Source organism: Fortiea sp. LEGE XX443 (assembly GCF_015206815.1).
Taxonomy (GTDB): domain Bacteria; phylum Cyanobacteriota; class Cyanobacteriia; order Cyanobacteriales; family Nostocaceae; genus Nostoc_B.
On record NZ_JADEXZ010000016.1, the window covers coordinates 1 to 20318 of the forward strand.

The 20318-nt window shown below is 40.0% G+C and carries 22 protein-coding genes; 5 read left to right on the plus strand and 17 right to left on the minus strand.

From position 1 onward, the window contains the following. Window positions 1-244: 244 nt before the first annotated feature. Together IQ259_RS08730 and IQ259_RS08735 are read right to left on the minus strand one after the other, a co-directional pair. Window positions 245-1633: a DUF2079 domain-containing protein gene (locus tag IQ259_RS08730; protein ID WP_193883710.1), complete on the minus strand. Its 1389-nt coding sequence runs from the start codon at window positions 1631-1633 to the stop codon at window positions 245-247. Window positions 1634-1677: 44 nt separating this feature from the next. Next, window positions 1678-2427: a bifunctional 2-polyprenyl-6-hydroxyphenol methylase/3-demethylubiquinol 3-O-methyltransferase UbiG gene (locus tag IQ259_RS08735; RefSeq protein WP_193883711.1), complete on the minus strand. Its 750-nt coding sequence runs from the start codon at window positions 2425-2427 to the stop codon at window positions 1678-1680. A 195-nt stretch (window positions 2428-2622) separates the two neighbouring features. Between IQ259_RS08735 and dxr the strand changes: the two genes are divergently transcribed. Next, a complete protein-coding gene (gene dxr / locus IQ259_RS08740) occupies window positions 2623-3819 on the plus strand; it encodes a 1-deoxy-D-xylulose-5-phosphate reductoisomerase (RefSeq protein WP_193883713.1) in 1197 nt (398 codons plus the stop codon). A gap of 308 nt (window positions 3820-4127) precedes the next feature. Continuing rightward, complete coding sequence (locus IQ259_RS08745; protein WP_193883848.1) at window positions 4128-4325, plus strand: hypothetical protein; 198 nt, start codon at window positions 4128-4130, stop codon at window positions 4323-4325. 491 nt (window positions 4326-4816) lie between these two features. Here the strand turns inward: IQ259_RS08745 and IQ259_RS08750 are convergent, their stop codons facing one another. From IQ259_RS08750 to IQ259_RS08790, 9 genes are all read right to left on the minus strand, one after another. Next, entirely contained in the window at window positions 4817-5314 is a 498-nt protein-coding gene (locus tag IQ259_RS08750; protein ID WP_193883715.1) for a thioesterase family protein, read from the minus strand. A 439-nt stretch (window positions 5315-5753) separates the two neighbouring features. Further along, the gene (locus IQ259_RS08755) at window positions 5754-6098 is read right to left on the minus strand and encodes a DUF1815 family protein (protein ID WP_193883717.1); all 345 of its coding nucleotides are present in this window, start codon (window positions 6096-6098) and stop codon (window positions 5754-5756) included. 935 nt (window positions 6099-7033) lie between these two features. Further along, on the minus strand, window positions 7034-7540 hold the full coding sequence (locus IQ259_RS08760) for a DUF177 domain-containing protein (protein WP_193883719.1): 507 nt from the start codon (window positions 7538-7540) through the stop codon (window positions 7034-7036). A 112-nt stretch (window positions 7541-7652) separates the two neighbouring features. Continuing rightward, entirely contained in the window at window positions 7653-8168 is a 516-nt protein-coding gene (locus IQ259_RS08765; protein WP_193883721.1) for a R3H domain-containing nucleic acid-binding protein, read from the minus strand. A gap of 3 nt (window positions 8169-8171) precedes the next feature. Beyond that, entirely contained in the window at window positions 8172-9314 is a 1143-nt protein-coding gene (gene yidC / locus IQ259_RS08770) for a membrane protein insertase YidC (protein ID WP_193883722.1), read from the minus strand. Window positions 9315-9563: 249 nt separating this feature from the next. After that, complete coding sequence (locus IQ259_RS08775) at window positions 9564-9950, minus strand: PH domain-containing protein (RefSeq protein ID WP_193883724.1); 387 nt, start codon at window positions 9948-9950, stop codon at window positions 9564-9566. Continuing rightward, complete coding sequence (rnpA, locus tag IQ259_RS08780; RefSeq protein ID WP_193883726.1) at window positions 9937-10359, minus strand: ribonuclease P protein component; 423 nt, start codon at window positions 10357-10359, stop codon at window positions 9937-9939. Before rnpA ends, IQ259_RS08775 begins: the two co-directional genes overlap by 14 nt. Before the next feature lie 25 nt (window positions 10360-10384). Beyond that, window positions 10385-10519, minus strand: coding sequence for a 50S ribosomal protein L34 (gene rpmH / locus IQ259_RS08785; RefSeq protein WP_193883728.1), 135 nt, complete (start codon window positions 10517-10519; stop codon window positions 10385-10387). A 107-nt stretch (window positions 10520-10626) separates the two neighbouring features. Continuing rightward, on the minus strand, window positions 10627-11178 hold the full coding sequence (locus IQ259_RS08790) for a DUF2808 domain-containing protein (protein WP_193883730.1): 552 nt from the start codon (window positions 11176-11178) through the stop codon (window positions 10627-10629). Between the two features lie 604 nt (window positions 11179-11782). Here IQ259_RS08790 and IQ259_RS08795 point away from each other — a divergent pair. The 3 genes from IQ259_RS08795 to IQ259_RS08805 all read left to right on the plus strand — a co-directional run bounded on the left by IQ259_RS08795 (window position 11783) and on the right by IQ259_RS08805 (window position 14780). Then, window positions 11783-12955, plus strand: coding sequence for a Re/Si-specific NAD(P)(+) transhydrogenase subunit alpha (locus tag IQ259_RS08795; RefSeq protein WP_193883732.1), 1173 nt, complete (start codon window positions 11783-11785; stop codon window positions 12953-12955). 131 nt (window positions 12956-13086) lie between these two features. Beyond that, window positions 13087-13380 carry an NAD(P) transhydrogenase subunit alpha gene (locus IQ259_RS08800; RefSeq protein ID WP_015111134.1) on the plus strand — a complete coding sequence of 98 codons (294 nt, stop codon included), beginning with the start codon at window positions 13087-13089 and terminating at the stop codon, window positions 13378-13380. Beyond that, the gene (locus IQ259_RS08805) at window positions 13377-14780 is read left to right on the plus strand and encodes an NAD(P)(+) transhydrogenase (Re/Si-specific) subunit beta (protein ID WP_193883734.1); all 1404 of its coding nucleotides are present in this window, start codon (window positions 13377-13379) and stop codon (window positions 14778-14780) included. Before IQ259_RS08800 ends, IQ259_RS08805 begins: the two co-directional genes overlap by 4 nt. A 54-nt stretch (window positions 14781-14834) precedes the next feature. On the opposite strand, the gene IQ259_RS08810 is transcribed toward IQ259_RS08805, so the two are convergent. The 6 genes from IQ259_RS08810 to IQ259_RS08835 form a co-directional block, all read right to left on the minus strand. Then, window positions 14835-15800, minus strand: coding sequence for a radical SAM protein (locus tag IQ259_RS08810; protein ID WP_193883736.1), 966 nt, complete (start codon window positions 15798-15800; stop codon window positions 14835-14837). 88 nt (window positions 15801-15888) lie between these two features. Continuing rightward, window positions 15889-17178, minus strand: a complete 1290-nt coding sequence (tcmP, locus tag IQ259_RS08815; protein ID WP_193883738.1) for a three-Cys-motif partner protein TcmP — start codon at window positions 17176-17178, stop codon at window positions 15889-15891. 677 nt (window positions 17179-17855) lie between these two features. Continuing rightward, on the minus strand, window positions 17856-18299 hold the full coding sequence (locus tag IQ259_RS08820; protein ID WP_193883740.1) for a type II toxin-antitoxin system VapC family toxin: 444 nt from the start codon (window positions 18297-18299) through the stop codon (window positions 17856-17858). Next, entirely contained in the window at window positions 18299-18574 is a 276-nt protein-coding gene (locus IQ259_RS08825; protein ID WP_193883741.1) for a hypothetical protein, read from the minus strand. The genes IQ259_RS08820 and IQ259_RS08825 overlap by 1 nt, the downstream gene beginning before the upstream one ends. Before the next feature lie 97 nt (window positions 18575-18671). After that, window positions 18672-19565, minus strand: a complete 894-nt coding sequence (miaA, locus tag IQ259_RS08830) for a tRNA (adenosine(37)-N6)-dimethylallyltransferase MiaA (RefSeq protein WP_193883743.1) — start codon at window positions 19563-19565, stop codon at window positions 18672-18674. Between the two features lie 109 nt (window positions 19566-19674). Then, complete coding sequence (locus IQ259_RS08835; protein ID WP_193883744.1) at window positions 19675-20298, minus strand: FMN-dependent NADH-azoreductase; 624 nt, start codon at window positions 20296-20298, stop codon at window positions 19675-19677. Window positions 20299-20318: the final 20 nt, after the last annotated feature.

Consider the following 20318-nt stretch of genomic DNA (forward strand, 5'->3'; position numbering starts at 1 on the left):
GAATATAGTCGTTGCATTTGCTGCTCAATCTCGGATGAATACGGAGTCATAGAATCTCAGAATTCAGTGGGCATATTCTGCTTATTATTGCATGACCCATTTCTGGATCTTATTTAATCCTCGTTCCTAACTTACTGGATAGATTTTATATTGATGCGATTACAATGATCGCCAAGCGATATTCTGAGCGAGTAAATAAAATAGTAGGTTGGGTGAAGAGAAGCATAACGCAACAAAAATACAGCTAATGTTTGGTAAACAAATATATATTCTCTTGTTTATAAGCTAAACTGAATGCTTGGTTACCTTGTAATTGAGAAATTAACCCAGAAGGAAATTCAGATTTATTTTTTGTATTTGTATTTAGTAGTATATATTCAAAATTATCAACATTATCTGGTACTAAATTGATGTTAGTTAATTTAATCACTGGACGCTGGCTTAAATGGGGGGCTATTCTTGATGTCGTCAAAACACTTCCATGAGCTTGAACCAAACTAATAGCAATATTAAGAGAGCGTAGGTTTGGCAAATTTGAAAGATAACGAGTCACAAAAAAATCATATTTTGCTAGTAATAAAAATGACAATATAGACCAAATTAATAAAATCTGAGGCTTTAACCAAATTCTTGTTTTGTGTTTTTGGCAATAGCTAATTGACTGCAATAACCATACAATAATAAAAGGGAATATTTGTAATGAATAATGGTGAACTAAATCTCGCTGTGCTGAATAATCAGAAAGAATGTTGAGTAATAACATTGGTAAAGCTGGCAAAACAACCATTATTGATCGCCAATGTAACCCAATAATGACTGGTAGAATTAAAAGTAGATAATAAAATAGTGTATCTGGTGCAAAAAATTTTTCTAAAATTAAAGTAGGGTTGGTAATGATGTTCCAAATAATTTGTGTAGGGGAAGCTCCAAGCGAACGATAAAATACAACTCCGCCCGCTTGACCACTTCGGAGCAGAGGAACAAGATAACCAATTGTTATTAAATACCAAATTATTCCAGTAAAAATACATCCTAGACCATATAAACGACGGCGTTGAATTAGCCAGAGCCAAATCCCTAAAGCAATTACAGTTAAACTCAAAATATCTTTGCAACTTAAGGCTAAAGCAACAGCTATAATTAACTGCCAAGTTCGACCAGCAATTCCTGCCCACATTGCCCACAGTAATGATGGTATGGCTATCGCTTCTGGACGAAAGTCAGTGAAAAAGTTGATATTAAATAAAGCAGGATAAAGCAGATATGCCAGCGCTATAGTTCGCGCATAAGTAATAGACAAACTATTTTGTAAACTCAGGGCATATATTGGTGCAGCACCAATTGCTAAAGCGATCGCCTGTATAGCAAATAGCCAGTGTATATTAGGATGAATTTTATATAATAGAGCGATCACATACAGGATGAAAGCAGCATGATCTCCCAACAAGTGAAACCCAAAGAAAGATGAAATTGGGGGTAGTCCTTGACTAGATAAATACACCCATTGGTCAAAAACTGCTAAATCAAGGGCTGCTGATTGAAACAAAGCATGTCTGAGACTGCTACATACAAATAAAATTATGGCACTTACACCCATCATCCAAAATACAGTTTTACTTCCTGGCGATCGCATAATATTCTTGAATTAGTTTTTTCTTAAAAAATATTGTCAAAATTTCATCGCGTTGATTTAGTTTTTTGGGCAAGCAGCACAGCAGATACACCAAAAGGTAGACTGACCCGATTAATTAAGTAACGTTCACTAGCGAATAAAAAAGTTAAAAACTTATTGATAGGTTTTGCCGGCAAAACCAAATCACTACTATCAACAGTATGATGATCAATTTTGAATAATTTTTTTAATAAACGTACTCCAGCGACCAGAGGAAATAACCAAGTATTAAAATAGCTACCACAGCGGACAGTATAGCCAGCTTGTCTGACAACTCGCTTTAAATTTTTCAATGTATAACGACGTTTATGATGGTTAATTTCATCATGGTAACTCCATAAAAATTGATAAGCTGGCACTGTAATTAATAACCAACTATTCGGATTTAATCTCGCAGATAATGCTTGTAAAGCAGCTAAATCATCATCAAGATGTTCTAAAACATCTAAAATCACAATTAAGTCATACTGGCTGGTGAATGGAATTTTATCAGGTAAGCTACCTAGTTTTACTGTGGTGACTAGGCGTTCATTAGCTAACTGACAAGCAGTTTCATCTAACTCCATCGCCGAAACTTGACCATAACGAGCCAGCATAGTTAAGTTGCCACCAGTGCCACAACCAGCCTCTAAAATTTGGGCATTTTTTGGCAGATTGAGTTGACAAATCACCTGTTCTACAATTCGGCGGCGACCCACAAACCACCAATGTCTATCCTCAACTGCGGCATACTGTAGATAAAATTCTTTATCCATTCACAAATTTGGTGTCTGAGCAATAATCCCCATATTTTTACACTTTTCTGCACTGCAAATGAAGTCTTTTAACTCAGCACAGGCTTGCGCCTCGTTATGCTAACAGCACTTTTCATGATTGATTGTGGCGATCGCTGTTATTTATGCGTCCCAAGCAATTTATAGTGAGAGTTGTCTGTAAATCCTTAAGCAATTGTGAAAGCTATTACTCTTCTTGGTTCCACTGGCTCAATCGGTACTCAGACTTTAGATATTGTCTCTCAGTACCCAGATCAATTTCGGATTGTCGGATTAGCAGCAGGGAATAATGTAGAGATGTTGGCGGCTCAAATTCGGCAGTTTCGACCGAGTATAGCAGCGATCGCATCTGAAGATAAATTACCAGCACTTCAAGCAGCCATCCAAGACCTCAATCCTCAACCTATTTTACTGGCTGGCATAGCCGGAGTAATTGAAGTTGCCCGCTATGGCGATGCTGAGACTGTTGTTACAGGTATTGTTGGTTGTGCTGGTTTATTACCAACTATTGCAGCTATCGAAGCCGGTAAAGATATCGCCCTCGCCAATAAAGAAACTTTGATTGCTGGTGGCCCTGTAGTTCTACCCTTAGTGGAAAAACATGGTGTCAAACTATTACCTGCTGATTCTGAGCATTCCGCCATATTTCAGTGCCTCCAAGGAGTTCCTAAAGGCGGCTTGCGTAAGATTTTGCTGACTGCCTCTGGTGGTGCTTTTCGTGATTGGCCTGTAGAAAAGTTGCCAGAAGTCACAGTCGCCGATGCTCTCAAACACCCCAACTGGTCTATGGGGCGGAAAATTACGGTAGATTCTGCTACTTTGATGAATAAAGGATTGGAAGTCATTGAAGCGCACTTCTTGTTTGGATTAGATTACAACGATATTGAGATTGTTATCCATCCCCAAAGCATTATTCACTCATTAATTGAGTTGCAAGACACCTCAGTGTTAGCCCAACTTGGCTGGCCAGATATGCGTTTACCCTTGTTGTATGCTTTATCTTGGCCTGGCCGCATTTATACTAATTGGGAACGACTCAATTTGGTAAAAGCTGGTAATTTAACTTTCCGTGAGCCAGATCATCAAAAGTACCCTTGTATGCAGTTAGCTTACGCCGCAGGTAAAGCCGGTGGTTCGATGCCAGCCGTATTGAATGCCGCTAATGAGCAAGCTGTGGCATTATTTTTAGCAGAGAAAATTAGATTTTTAGATATTCCTCGGTGTATCGAATCGGTGTGCGATCGCCATCAAAATGATAACTGTGCAAATCCTTCTTTAGATGACATCTTGGCAGCAGATCAATGGGCAAGACAAGAAGTTTTAACAGCAACCAAAAATTTAGAAACTCACTCGCCAATGATTTCTCTGCACTAAAAAGTCAGATATAGCATTTCTCAATCATTTCTATAAAAATAGATCCACGACTTTTGTAACAAGTCGGGGGTCTAGATATTATCTGTGTATCATAAAATCATTTTGATTTTATAAATTTTGTCTAAAGAATAGCGCTACCCTAGAAATTTTTCTTTCAATTTCAGGTATTATTACCAAAAAATAGTTTTCTAAATAAAAACGCTAAACATCCCACCCATACCAATCCTAAATCATTGTAAAAATATCCCTGACTTGTTAAATAAGTCGGAGATATGAAACTCTCAAATAATTACCAATTACAAATTACTATGATTCCTACGTTAATTATTGCTTGGATCATATTCACAATATTGTGGAAAATTGTCAAAACAACTGTGAGCAATGCACTAACTATTGCCGCAATTATTGTTTTACTACAAGTGGGTTTTGGCATTACACCACAAGATATTTGGCATCAAATAATTCAGTTTGCCCAAACTTTGTCACAGATTCGTGTTAGTAACTAATCAGAGTTCAGGAGAAAAATCCTAACTCCTAAATTCTGACTCCTAAATTATTGATTAACGCGATGTGCGACTTATTTTAAAAACCCCTCTCCAAACCTCTCCCCCTGGCCGCCTACTGTGTACACACAAGTAATATCTGCAAGGATTTCAGGCTTTATAGACCCCTTAAATTGTCATTACGAGCGCAGCGATAGCAGAGCGTTCGCGTTAGCGTCTCGTAGAGAAGTAATCACATAATCCCCTGGTTTTGGCGATTGCGTCGTTCCTCCTCTCTACGAGACGCTACGCGTAGACTTCGGTGTGAGCTCAGTCGAACGCTTGCTTCCCCGCAGGGGTACGCAATGACGTTCTCACAACCTAAAACTAGACGATGAAATCAAGCGTTAGGCGTAATTTCGAGACTTGTGTGTACACGGTAGCTCACATGGAGAGAGGCTTTGAATTTTGCTCCCTGGGGGTTAGGTTTGAGAGAAAGTTGCACACCGCGTTGATTAATTATTGTGTAATGCCGAAATCTTTGCCAAGGCATCTTTAACACTTACAGGTAACTGACGCATAATCTTACCCCTTTCCCGATCTAATGCTACTAGGGTAACTTGAGCCGTGACATACAATTGCGCTCCATCAGGAGAGACAATTGCATAATCCCAGTTAATCCGAACGCCAGTCACTTCCGTCATGCGAGTTTTAACTATAGCTGACAGACCTAACTGAATTGAACGGTGATAGCGTACCGAAAGTTCTACTACTGGCAAATCACAGCCTAATGCCACTAAATCGGCAAATTCAATCCCGATAGAGCGCAAACACTCTACCCGTGCTTCTTCCATCCAAGTCAGATAAGTACCATGCCAGACAATACCTGCATAGTCAGTATGATGGGGTTGCACTCTGACAGGATATTCAAACCAACTATCAAAGGTACGATTATCTAAAATTTCAATAGCATCGGTTGGTGGTAGTCCTGGGTTTGGTTGTGATTCAGACATCTTCCAGTTTGTGAGCGACTATGGTTTTCCACATCTGGAATATCACAAAAATGAGACATTTATGTCATAAAAATGTCAAATTTATCCTGCGATCGCATAGCATAATTGTAATCACCGTCCTCCAAAGTCTCACTTACCTCACTCTGGCATCACAAATGCAGCAACCAAAAATCACATAATTTTAAATGCCACGCAAAAAGATGCTGAGTTAATTCGCAATCTTTTGCAGGGTGACAGTAATTTATCCTCCAGATCACAGATGCACAACATCTGAAAAATAGTTTCTACTATTTCATCTAACAACAGGTAATGGTGAATAGGTAATGGGGGATTAAAAATCCTGCCACAATTACCAATTACCAATTACCAGTGAGCAACTGTTAATAAGCGATCTACTCTCGGAGCTTGTGTGAAAGTAACCCATCAGATACAGGAATCCTTAACTTTTTTTGGCTAAGGTTTTACCACTCGCATAAGCTGGTGCAGATTGCTTAACAAGGTTTGCTAGTTCCTGTAACTGGTTAATTGCCTCTGCTCCTTCTAACTTCATTAATTCGCGGTCATCCCGCATTTCTGTCCAAGTAATCCCATAATCGGATACCAAAAATCGAATCAGGTGGTTATTTCCCAGACTCACCATAAACGAAGCACTATTCATCTGGTCGCCACAGGTATAACAAGACGCAGGATAACCACGTCGTTCTAATACAATTGCCAAGGCTTGCAGGTTCATTACCAAGTCTTGAACGAATTGCCGATGTTGATGCGCTAGTCTCAGAAACACTTTTGTCCTCCAGACACCACAGTCATTTTAGTCACTTTTATATTTTTTTTAGATTTTCTTACCCACTGGTATTGTAAGCTATCCATTACAATTCCCGGATATGATTGCAGTAGTTAATTAACTACCTAGCTTAGGGTATTAGATAACTGTTAAGTTTGCCGTATCAAACTATTCAGTTTGCAAGTTTAATCTTTCAGACAGAACTAAAAAAATTATTATTTCTTTATATATTTCTGTCACAAAAGATGCTATTGTGTACACTCCGCTTTAAGAGTAACCTAAATTTGCTACCAGTCAACCACAGAAAAGCTACGGATGTTGTATTGATCAGTTATGTGTAGCCTAACCCATGACGGGCAGACGCTTTAATACCCTTTAATGTTCTTTACGGCTTTGTTTGGCTGGTGAATTTAGATGATCCTTGAGTCAAAGTTTGCTGTTGTCTAAGTGTTGGTTAATAATTGTCTACACCTCCTAGATAAATATATGGAGTTTGGTAGAAGAATTTGTAAATAATAGATGCTGAAATCCAGGAATGTTGATAGATTGCCAGAGAATTTTGATACAAGAATTTATTTGAAATACTAAAGTAATTTGACTGAATGATTAAGTATAGTTATACTCCTTGAACGAAGAGAGCTTATTTTTACAGAAATTCTGTTAACCCATAATATTTGAGACTTAAAGCTTGTAACTCTAACAATAGTTAGAGATCAATGCAACAAATCAAGATATAACTTTATAAAGTCTTTTTAATTAAAATCGAAATTTTATTTTATGGTGCGATCGCTTAACGTTCGTGATCAAAGCGTGTAATAAACATTTAATCTGCCCTGGGTAGCGATCGCACTCAGTCAGTCAGTAAGAAAATTTACAGGTGTGTCATTGCGTCAAAATTTCTGGGTTCACAAACATTCCAGAGATATTACCTACTACTATCCAGGAAGTTGCTTTTTCAAAGCTTCTAAACCAGCCCATCTGTTATCAACAGGCTTCTCTGGACTCTGATCATCACTACTCAAAATACCTGGACAATTGAAGTCACACAACTGACGCTGAGGCATTTCTAAGCACATCTGCTCATACAGCCATTCACTGGGATAAAAATAGCCATTGGATGATATTGTTTCTAACAAGTCTTCCATCGCTACTTCCCGCTCAAGAGGCAAGTCTTGTGCCTGATTGGCATCCTCATCCAACCAAATAATTTCTTTAGTATTCACCGCTAATCGTTGGTTATACTGCTGCAAGCACCGGTTACATGTACAAGTAATAATAGTTTCTGCCTGACCAGACACTTCCAGGTAATTGCCGTGATGCTGCACACGGACGCGACCACGAACTTGTGTCAACGTTTCTAGCCCAGGCAGAAACTCTTTAACTTGAATTTCCTCTGTCCGCTCCGGGGCTTTAGTTAGCTGCGGAATAAAAATTGCGTCCATAGGATTTGTGAGACATCCTCACGAAAAGTAATGTTACCAATCAGCAATTGCGCTGATACTAGATTTTTAGTTTAGCTGTTAGAACAGTCAAATTAGGTTACTGGCAGAGCTTTCAGATTTCTGCCGCCGGACGAACAACCAAATGACGGTGTGGTTCTTTGCCTCGACTGAAGGTTTCTAAATCCGAAAATTCCTTCAAGAAGGTGTGGATTTGCCGCCGTTCAGCTGAACTAAGGGATTTGATTTCCACTTCTCTGCCAGAAGTTCGCACTTCGTTGGCAGCTGCTTCGGCTAAAGTGCGAACTTCCGCCTCTCTTTTAACCCGATAACCATTCAACTCAATGGTATAGGATGCTTGATCTTCCTGTAGTTGGCTCAGATTAAGGACAGAATTAGCTAAATACTGAATCGCATCTAGAACAGAACCATCAACACCAATGAGAATTTGGATTTGCCCTGGGATCAAGTTGGTTTCATCAATCGTCAACCAGTAATTATCTGGTTCTGGGGAATCGCCATCTTGAGATTGGGATGTTTCTATGTTACCCCGAATCTCAGTAGATACACCCGTTAGTTCCAGCAGTGACTTTAACCACTGCTGACCTCGCTGCATGGAACTGTTGCTCATCTATCAACCTGTAGCCTTTTTCTTAGAACTTTTTGGCTCAAAAGGTAATGATTTTTGTTCTGTTACTGTTTCTTTCTCCTGCGTTTCTACAATTTTTTGCAGTTCCTCTGATAAGGGTTCACGGGAGAGGATATAAGTTTGTAGGGTCTGGAAAATATTCCCAATCACCATATACATTAGCACCCCAGCAGGTAAGGGAAAGAACAAAAACATTCCCGAAAAGATAATTGGGGTGATTTTGTTGACTGTATCCTGCTGTGGATTACCACCACTAGAGTTTTGTCCAGAAAGTATTTGGCTAACGTAGAGGCTGATGCCAAAGAATATAACCATAGCGACAATATCCCAGTGGATTGTCCCATCTGGATCATTTGCGCCAACTCTGCCTAAGGCATCAATGAACAGAAATCCTTCATTTGCCGCAAGTCCTGGAATTGTGCCTTGAATTGTCACATCTCCAGGTTGTAAAGCTTCAATATTGCCTTGAGCATCGACTTTGATTCTGTCTTCACCTTTGATGACTTTCCATTCTGGAGTTAGTTTAGTTTCTGGGTGTTCTGTCAATAAGACATCAAAAGGTTTGCCTTCTAAGGTTTGATATTGAATTTTTGTTTTTTCTCCCACTGCTAGTTTATTCCCGCTAGGGAGGATAGCAGTTACTTTATGGTGTTCCCCATCAGCAACATAAATGTTTTGTGGGCCAGTAGCGAAGGCTTGCGGTTGAATTCGTTCGATTTGTTCAGCCGGAAATATTTGCAGGTTGACGGAGTAGTTAACCCCAGCAAAAGGCGATCCCCGCAAAGTGGCAAACAGCGCTAACAACACAGGCATTTGTAACAGCAAGGGCAAACATCCTGCTAGAGGGTTGCCGAACTCCTTTTGGACGTTCATCATTTCTTCTTGCTGCTTTTGCGAGTCGTCTTTGTAGCGCTCTTTAATTTCTGCCATCCGCTTTTGCATCAGTGGTTGCACAATTCGCATCCGCCGCATATTGCGGATTGAACCAGCACTCAGGGGATAGAGCGCAAAGCGGACTATCAATGTCAAGGCAACGATCGCCAATCCATAGCTCGGCAAAATGCCGTAGAAAAAGTCTATGATTGGCAACATTACGTTGTTCGAGAGAAACCCGATACCAAAGTCCATTATTCTGAATTCAACCTGAGGTACTGTAAATTGAACTGAAACTACTGAATCTAATTTATCTAAATCGTGATTCGGCTGCGACTATCTTTCTCTACGGATAGCCGCACCAAGGCGAAAATTAGAAGTGGGGAGTAGTTGCTTGGAAGTTGTAAGTAGTATTTGATAAATGGGGAATTTAGAATTTTTTATTTTATACAAACAAATCTTTGCTTTCCCTATTCCCTACTCCCTACTCCCTACTCCCATCTGTTATTTAGCACCAGTGTACGTAGGATTTTTAGCAGCAATTCTTTCATTGATATAGTCATATACTTCGCGGAAGTTGGGAACTGCACGCATTTCCAAGCGACTGCCATTTCTGAGGGTGACTACCATATCTCCCCAAATGCCTATGCCACGGGGAACTTTGACGATTTTGACGATTTCTGAGTAAATGATGTCAGTGCGATCGCGTCCCATCCAACCGCCATTCAAAGAAATTCGGCGGTCTGTAATTCGATAGCGCAGCCACAACGCTCTGACAATCGCCCCAACTGTCAATGGGATACCCACAACAGTCAGACCAATCAGTAGGTTGAGAATTAAGTCCCCAATGTGAGGACCGCCTTCATAGTAAACTTCTTCACGAATGCCCATTTAATACCTCAGCTTGTGCCAACAACTGCTCTAATTCTTGCAGAAATTGTTGGCTTCCGCACTTAGATTCTGCTGCTGTTGGTTTCACAACGAAAACTAGACGCCATCCTGGGGCTAATTTTGGCAACAACTGATGCAATGCTGCTGCCATCTGGCGTTTAATTCGGTTACGCACTACTGCCTTTTTGCTGACTTTCGTGCTAATCGATATGCCAATTTGTGTACTAATAACTTGTTTTGAATCAGTTGCTAGTTTAGTTGTAGTGGCAGCGTTCCAAGAAGGTTCTTGGGAAAAACGCGGGCGTAAGGCTCTCAATGTGAAATGAGAACTCTGCCGCCGAATTCCTTCTCGGAAAACTGCCTGAAAATCTTTACGAGATTTAAGTCGATTCGCCTTGGGCAAAGCCACAGCCCCTCTGGTTGCTGAAAATGCTCTAAACGCTCAGACGATAACGCCCTCTTTTTCTCCTAGCTCTAATCACGTTTCTTCCGTCTGGTGTCCGCATTCTGGCACGAAAACCGGAGGTTCTTTTTCTCTTACGGCAAGTGCCGCCCAGGGTTCTTTTCATGGTGTTGTCCTCTAAGGCGATTCTTATAAAAAGTCACAATCTATAATCTTACCATCGTCAATAGTCAATAGTCTATAATTTGTAGCTATCGACTACTGGCTATGAATTTAAGTGATACTCAAAATCCAAGATCCTACATAACGCAGTAATGGGACTTCACCAGGTGAAAGAACCTGACAGTTGAAATAGTAAATTCCCCCGAAGGAAGGGTTCAGCACGTTAGAGAAAACTACTTCAACTGGGGTACCTGCTGGGACTGGCTCTTGGGGAAATATTTCGATTATCCGACCTTCTTTATCCCATTTCACTTCTGAAAGGGCGACTTTTTTACCTTTGACCTTTACCTCTATCTTCTTGGGATCAAATTTTCCTTTATAGTAGTTGGGATAGGTGATGGCAAATTGAGCCACTGCCAATTTCATTTTTTGTTGGGGAATCTTGAGGATGTATCTATCTATACCGTTAGTTTGCCCCCCAAAATCTAACCGGAAGGGTAGCTGATTTTCAGCTTTCACACCGCTAAATAGGGTTAATCCAGGTAAGGTTTGCCCCAAAGCTTGAGTTGTCAATCCAGTCAGTAAGCAGCTAGTTACGGCTAAAGCCGAAAGAATTGCTACTTGCGGCTTGCGGATCAAATTGCCAAAAAGTAAACGTTGCATAGTTAAGCTCCTCTAGCAGATATAGCTCTTTGATGTAAACACCCAAGTTTAGTATTCTTCACTAAACTTTACTACTGAATTCCTGACAATGGACGATTACCGAGAATAAAAAGTGCCACAGGTATGTTGCTAAATATGTACGAGTGTATCTAAATTTGAGGACTTTGTTATAAAAATTGAGCTATACAATCAGCGATCGCCGGGGATATTGGGCTAAATTAATAAAAATAAGTACCCATCAAAGAAGTAGTAATCTTTAAAAATTCATCAAATTATTAAGCTTTAAAACTTTTACGAATATTTCACCATGTAAGTAAGGCAAAATTTTTCAATCCGGAAAACAAGCTAAAGACTAAAGATGTAAACTGGGGAATCAACATAGCATTAGCAATATGTAAATCTATCGGTCACGATCAGCAAGTGTGACTCATACCAGGGGAAAAGTCCGGCTTTCACTTGAGAACCAAGAGTAGGAAAGATAAAGTTCACAGTTCAATCTACAAACAAAAGCGATCGCTGGCAATAATTGCAGGTTCGAGACATCCCTAAATAGGGAAAACTGCGGGTTTTGCAGAGATGTAAGTATTTATCTCTAGGAGATTTCATGAGAATAGCAGTTGCTAAAGAAATTGAAGTTTGCGAACGTCGTGTGGCATTAAATCCTGACACTGTTGCCCGATTAGTCAAACAAGGTTTAGAAGTATCGGTAGAAGCAGGTGCAGGAGAGCGTTCTTTTTTTAGCGATTCTGCCTATGAAGCAGCAGGAGCTAAAATTATTAGTGATACGGCTCAATTATGGAACGAAGCAGATATTTTACTCAAAGTTAGTCCACCGCAAGAGCGAGAAGATGGCCGCTCAGAAATTGATTTACTGCGGGAAGGGTCTGTTTTAATTTGCTTTCTGAATCCTTTAGGGAACCCAGTGGTGGCACAGCAGTTAGCCAACCGCAAAATCACAGCTTTGAGCATGGAATTGATTCCGCGCAGTACCAGGGCGCAAAGTATGGATGCTTTGTCCTCACAAGCTTCACTAGCAGGTTACAAAGCAGTATTAATCGCCGCCGCCGCATTACCAAAATATTTCCCCATGCTGACAACCGCAGCTGGTACGATCGCCCCAGCTAAAGTATTTATTATGGGTGCAGGTGTGGCCGGACTACAAGCGATCGCCACCGCCAGACGCTTGGGATCAGTAGTAGAAGCCTTTGATATTCGTCCCGCCGTCAAAGAAGAAGTCCAAAGCTTAGGGGCAAAATTCGTCGAAGTCAAACTCGAAGAAGAAACAACCGCCGCTGGTGGTTACGCCAAAGAAATCTCGGAAGCCAGTAAACAGCGTACTCAAGAAGTTGTGGCTGAACACGTCAAAAATGCTGATGTAGTCATCACCACCGCCCAAGTACCTGGAAGAAAAGCACCACTGCTAGTTACAGAAGAAATGGTGGCACAGATGAAACCAGGTTCAGTCATTGTCGATTTAGCAGCTGAACAAGGTGGTAACTGCGCCTGCACCGAACCCGGTAAAGATATTGTCTGGAATGGCGTAACCATTATTGGCCCGATTAATCTCCCCTCATCTATGCCAGTTCACGCCAGCCAACTGTATTCCAAAAACTTGACATCGTTGATGCAACTGTTAATTAAAGATAAAGCTTTGCAGATTAACTTTGCTGATGACATCGTTGATGCAGCTTGCATTACTCATGCAGGTGAGATTCGCAATCAACGTGTCAAAGACGCATTACAAGCTATTAACACTCAACAACCCGCAGTTAATTAGAGAAAGAGGGAACAGGAAACAGGGAACAGGGAACAGTCAGTTTTTCTTGACTCTAGCAGATAAACTTGGGCTACTTTCCTCGTCTATTCCCTAGCCTTTAGTTTCCAGATAAAGTAAGGAGTTTTTAATTCATGACAGAAGCATTACTAGCTGCTTTATTTGTATTTGTTTTGGCATCTTTTATTGGCTTTGAAGTAATTAACAAAGTCCCACCAACTCTACACACTCCCTTAATGTCCGGCTCAAATGCGATTTCTGGCATTGCGGTACTTGGGGCGATAGTGGCTGCCGGTGCTAGAGAAACGAGTGTTTCGGTGATTCTTGGTTTGATTGCCGTGATTTTGGCAACAGTCAACGTCGTGGGTGGTTTCCTCGTTACCGACAGAATGCTGCAAATGTTCAAGAAAAAGGAGATTAAGGCGTGAGCGACTTTTTACCAACTGGAATTCAGCTGACGTACTTAGTCGCTGCATCCTTATTTATTTTCGGTTTGAAAAAGCTGGGTTCCCCTGCAACAGCCCGGAACGGCAACGTAATCGCCGCTGTAGGTATGCTGCTGGCAATTGTGGCAACCATGCTCAATCAGCATGTGTTGAATTATGAAATGATTTTGTTAGGCTTGGCGATTGGTTCAGCCATTGGTGCGATCGCAGCCTACAAAGTCCAGATGACAGAAATGCCTCAAATGGTGGGTTTACTCAACGGTTTGGGCGGTGCAGCTTCGGCGTTAGTTGCTGTTGCCGAATTTTGGCGGTTACTAGAACACTCTCAGCCCATCCCTCTAGATGTCAACATTTCCATGCTGTTGGATGTGTTAATTGGTGGTGTCACCTTCACAGGTAGTTTTCTCGCCTTTGCCAAATTACAAGGTTTAATTAGCGGTTCCCCCATTACATTTCCCTTCCAGCAACCATTTAACTTATTGCTGCTGGGTGCTTACATCGCGGGTAGTGCCTACCTCATCGTCACACCCGATAGCCTACCCATATTCTTAGCTGTAACTGGGGTTTCTTTAGTGTTGGGTGTGATGTTCGTCATCCCCATTGGTGGTGGCGATATGCCCGTGGTAATTTCGCTATTGAACTCCTTGTCAGGTGTAGCAGCATCTGCCGCCGGGTTTGTGGTGATGAACAATATGTTAATCATCGCCGGCGCATTGGTGGGAGCTTCCGGCCTCATCCTGACTGAAATCATGTGTAAGGCAATGAACCGTTCGCTGTTCAGCGTGCTGTTCAGTGCTTTTGGTTCAGGTGGTGCGGCTGGTGGCGCAGCTGCGGCTGGTGCAACAGATCAAACCGTCCGCAGTATTGATCCCGAAGAAGGGGCGATGATGTTGGGTTATGCCCGCAACGTGGTAATTGTACCTGGTTACGGTATGGCAGTTGCTCAAGCACAACATAGCGTGCGGGAATTGGCAGATCAATTAGAACGTATGGGTGTTGATGTGAAGTATGCCATTCACCCTGTAGCGGGGAGAATGCCCGGACACATGAACGTGTTGTTGGCTGAGGCGAATGTGCCTTACACCCAGTTGTACGACATGGAAGATATCAATCCCCAATTTGAGCAAGCAGATGTGGCTTTGGTAATTGGGGCGAATGATGTAGTAAATCCAGCGGCGCGTAGCGATGCCAATAGCCCAATTTACGGAATGCCAATTTTGGAAGTAGATCGGGCAAAGCAAACCATTGTAATTAAGCGCGGGATGAGTGCGGGTTTTGCTGGTGTAGATAATGAGTTGTTCTACAAAGATAAAACCACAATGTTGTTTGGTAGCGCAAAAGATATGGTGGCGAAGTTAGTTTCTGAAGTGAAGCAATTGTAAGAGAAACGAACCGCAAAGAGCGCAAAGCAACAAGAGACGCGAAATTTCGCGTCTCTACTTTTTTAAGGATGTCAAGCTATCCCACTTTTCCACTGTTGGCTTATACAACCAATAATCTAGCTTGACATCATCAACAAGCCCTCTAAGTTCAGGATCAGGCCAAATGTGAAGTCGCTCCTCACATCCAACCTCTCTTGCGGCTGTTTCAATATCATTCCATTGTCTTTTAAAGCATTCTGCCCATGACTTTTTATGCCTTATGGAATCCGTAAAATCCAAGCCTGCCGCTATCATACGTTTACCATTACTTCCGCGAGCATTAATAGGCTCCCAAAATATAACTTCTGGATTAATACACATTATTTTTTCTAAATGTCTTTTGAAATCATCTAAAGTCATATTTGGAGGAGTAGGAGCAACTGCAACATACATTCTACACCCGGCTTTATGACCTGCCAGCATTGCTTTATAACGTTCTGAAGGAGGAGGAGCTTGAGGTTCAATCTGGCGACTGAGTTCATCATTCAGATATGGTAGACTCATGCCAACAATCACGTTGGTACGATTAAGAATATCAATATCATTTACCCATAACAAACCACGAGTAAGAATCCGAATTTTTTTCTTATATCTCGATAAAGCCTCAACAACACCTCGCGTAACATTTGCTGTCTGTTTAGTTTGATAAGGATCAGTACCAGAACAGACTAATACTACGCCTTTTCCTGCTGGTGTTTCGCGCCAAGACCTTTTACGACTAAGGATTTTTTCTAGTTGCTCAGGTATCTCTTCTCGAACAAATAAATACTGTCCCCAATCCATTTGAGGATCGCTTACTCCTTTTGAATGTAGTTGTGCTTGCTTTGTCCTAATTGCAGGCGTAGAAGGTACATAACAGAATGTACATCCATGCAAACACCCTGATGCTACATTAACCACATAGTCACATAGCCCTTTTTTGTTAAGAGCGCTCTGTTGCAGAGGATTAACAATTTTTTCAACGCCTTTAACAATAGACATAGCACACACTTTTATTTATATAATTTATTATTAGTATTACAATCCTCACATTCTTAGTTTGGTTATTAAGATTATGATAAAAAGTATTTTAAAAAATTGACAGCTGTTTATATTTAGTTAATTTGATTATATCACTTTTTCGTAAATCAACTTTACGTTCTTTTACTATTTCACCTTTTCTCCAAATCTCTATTTCTTTTTCATTCCTAAGCAGATTTATATAAGTTGTATAATGCTCTTTACTAGCTGGGTTACGTTCCATAGTTTGATGACAAAGATCATGAAATATAATTCCGTCTTGATTATTACGTATAATATTGCCCAAATGAGTATCTAATTTCTCTAAACAGAATTCTTCGCTATTTTTGGTAATATCGAATTTTAATTCTAGTTGGTTTTCTTCATAAAAATCCGCTGTTTTAAACCCATGCCCGTACAATTCAAAATAATATTGATAATCTAAGTTATTTTTTTGCCAAAAACTTTCTTTAATCACTTCTAAAGCAGTAAGCTTTTGAGAAAGATGCATTAGATAATATAAGACGCTAACATTACCTCTAGGAATCATTGAAAAAGTGAATACATATTTAGCCTTGCCTTTGTCTCTAAATAACCTCATGGATTCATTCCTAAGATAACACTTACCTCCTGTTGTCTCAAAACTATTAAAGTTATTAAATTTATAGTATTCTTCTGCCTCTAGTATTCTGTTGAATGTATCTTTTTCTTTTCCATACTTACCAATAACAAATCTTTTGATAAAATCAATCATATATGTATACAGTATTTCAGTTCGTTTTAAATCATTAATCTTCCTAATACTTTGCATAGAAACATCAGTCCATCCAAAGGGGTCGAGAAAAAAGAACGAGTGTCCTTTGCGAATATCGATTTTGAATATAACTTCATTTACCAAGTTTTCAAATTCGCCATATATAAATTCACATTCTTCTACTAACTTTCCAACTTCACCTTTAAATTCATGTGGTTGCCCATTAACTAACTCGCCTAGACCCGCTTTGGGCATGGAATAATTTTTAAGGCAAGCTAAATGTTCTCGCTTGTTATCTATAAAAATAAATTTAACATTTAAATCATACTGGCGTTTTGATTTTTTATAGCCTGCGCGAATAGCTTCTATAAGTCTAATAGGTGAGCCTTCCCACTCCCTTTTATTATCCTGGTCATAATACATACCACCTCCACAAAATCCATCAACAAAAGTAAACGTTGTTTCTCCATATCTACCTTTGCCATAAAGTGTGTAAATAAGATTTTCAAGATATGTATCAAGAATTTGATGCTTGGCTTTGGTATGAGGATTTATATCAGGAATATTGCTTCCATCAGCACTCCAAGTTGCTTGTGATTCGCTCACGTTGATTGTCTCCAAAGTAATATTCAATACTAATATAAAATAAGTATATTGAAAAGCGATCATACGCGCTAAGTTCTATCAAAAAGGTGATCGTCTGCAAAATCTTAACCGTGGGATCACTCTCTTTTTTCCTTCGCGCCCTTTGCGAACTTTGCGGTTCGTTAAAAAAGCGATCGCACTTCAGCCAAACAGTTATCAAGGTGTAGCCGTGAAGCAGCAAACAGCACAAACAAAGCTATATTACCCGTTTTAAAAGAAAATTTAGTAATTATTAGACCTTTTTAACTCATAAACGAGTCTTTGATATTCGTTCAAGATAGTTTTTTACTCATTCACGAGTCTTTGATACTCGTGAATGAGTCTTTAATACTCACGGATGAGTCTTTGATACTCGCGGACAAGTCTTGAATACTCGTGGATGAGTCTTTGATACTCACGGACGAATCTTTTACACTCGTGAACGAGTCTTTGATACTCACGGACGAGTCTTTGATACTCGTGGATGAGGCATGGAACAATATGACCGTGAATAAAATTCTCGTTTTGCTGGTGTTATGATTAACGCACTCGAAACGAAAATCAAAACTTAGCTCTCTACCTCTTATCCTCTTCCTTTGCGTCTCTGCGCCTTTGTATAAGAGAAATTAAACTTGTTTTATTCTCAAGAAAATCTAATACTACGATTTCACACTACATGGATCAACAACTATAATCTCGGAGAAACGCTTAAAATCATCAACATTAAACGTCAGTAAATGTGTAATATTGTGTACTACCATCGCCGCTACTAAACGTGTATCATGCACCTTTTTACCTATAACTTGATGTTTAATAATTAAAGATTCCCATTCATGAAAAATTGCAGGTATATCAACCTGCAAAATAAATATCTTTTTTAAGTTATTAGAAGCTTGCACGGCTTCAGTAATTGATAATCCTAAAGCATTACTATTAATTGGTCTTGTGCAAACAGCCCAAAATTCAATAATATTCTGTGGAACTATATATAATAATTCACTTTGTTGCTTGAGCCGAAAAATTGCTCTTTGAGTCTCAGGGTGCATAGGACTATTTTTCTGCACCAAACGCAGCAAAATATTAGTGTCTACTAGATAGCTCATCACATTTCATCTTCTCTGGTGTAAATACTCTCTCGACTAATTGCTTCATCGGAAAGCGGTGGTGCTACAGCAAAAGCCGGAAGATTTATTAAATCTGTAAGATTAGTTTCCCATTCTTCCTGATTTAAAATTTGATAAAAAGACTTTTGTTCCTGATTAATTAAGCTATCTTCAATCAAAGATTCAATATAAGCTTCTACTGACAAACCATGTTTAGCGGCTTGATAAATTAAACGTGCCTCAATTTCTGGTTTTAATTGTAACTTGATTGTCATTTGTTATTTCCTGTAATGCTAACGTTAGAAACCATCTATTGTTATCTGATTGTTACTTTTAGTGTAGCAGTGGTAGACAATTTATTGTGGCAACTATTTATTTCATAAACTCATTTACTCGTTGCCAAACCTTATTTATCAAATCAGGATCATCTGCGTTAAACCACTCAATTTGGGGATATGCTCTAAACCATGTGCGTTGTCGCTTGGCGAATTGTCTTGTATGTAAAACTGTTAATTTTTTTGCTTCGTTTAAAGTAATATCACCAGCTAAACATTGCTTGATTTCTTGATATCCTAAAGTGTTTAACAACGATAAATCAGCACCATATTTCTGACACAAATATTCCACTTCATCCACTAACCCGTCGGCTATCATTTGCTCAGTTCGCTTGTGAATACGTGCATCTAATTTCTCTACATCACAATCTAAGCCAATCTGCAAAATTGGATAATCTGGTGGGTTTTCTCCCTGTTGTTCAGATATAGGAATTCCTGTTATGTAAAATACCTCTAATGCTCGTAAAGTCCGCACGGGATCGTTGGGGTGAATTTTTTGTGTAGCGGCGGGATCAACTTGTTGCAAGATCCCATAAAGTTGAGTTTGACCGAGAGATTCTAACTGCGATCGCAATTCATAATGAGGCGCAACCCTCGGAATTTTCATCCCTTGAACTATTGAACGAATATATAAACCAGTTCCACCTACTAACAAAATTGGCTCAACAGCGACAGACGCAATCAAAGCTTGTGCTTGCTGTTGATAGTCTGCTACCGTCATTGTGTCTGTTGGCTCGCAGATATCTATTAAATAATGTGGTACTAATTTTTGCTCTGCTAAAGTTGGCTTGGCTGTGCCAATATTAAACTCACGGTACACCTGACGAGAATCTGCGCTGAGAATTACAGAACCTAACCGCGTAGCTAAAGTTAAAGCTAAACCAGACTTACCTGTTGCAGTCGCCCCACAAATAACAATTAATTTAGTCATTAGTCATTAATGAAAAGTGCTGAGTACTTCTTAAATTTACTCAGCACTGAGTTGATGAACTAACAATTTCCTGATGGATTTGTCTAAAACTGAAGCGATCGCTGATTTTTTACCAGTGAGCTACAGCTTGAGCGATCGCATCTTTAGCAGCTGCTAATGACTGTTGACGAGCATCATCACCTAAACTGAGGCTGTCAGCATGGATAAAAGTCACATCGGTAAGACCCATAAAACCCAAAATAGCACGGAGGTATGGTTCTTGGTGGTCGTAAGCAGCAAAGGGAGTTCCTGGGGGGAAAGTACCACCACGGGATGTGATGATCAACACTTTTCTACTGCTGTCAACTAAACCTTCGTAGCCATTTGCGCCAACTGCAAAAGTCCGACCAACACGTACAATTTGGTCAATGTAAGCTTTAAAAGTAGAAGGTACATTCAAGTTATACATCGGTATGCCAAAGATATAGCGATCGGCTGCAAGAAACTCATCAATTAAACTATCAGAAAGCTTAATCGCCTCAGCTAGTTCTGGAGTGCGTGCATCAGGTGGTGTAAAAGCAGCCGCTATCCACAATTCGTCTACATGGGGAACAGGATGATGACCTAAGTCTCGGTACGTAACTGTATCGCCTAGATGAGTATCTTTCCAGGATGTGATGAACTCATAGGAGAGCGATCGTGAAATAGAACGTTCACCACGAGGACTAGAATCAATGTGTAGGATATTTGCCATAGATGAATTACCCAATTAAA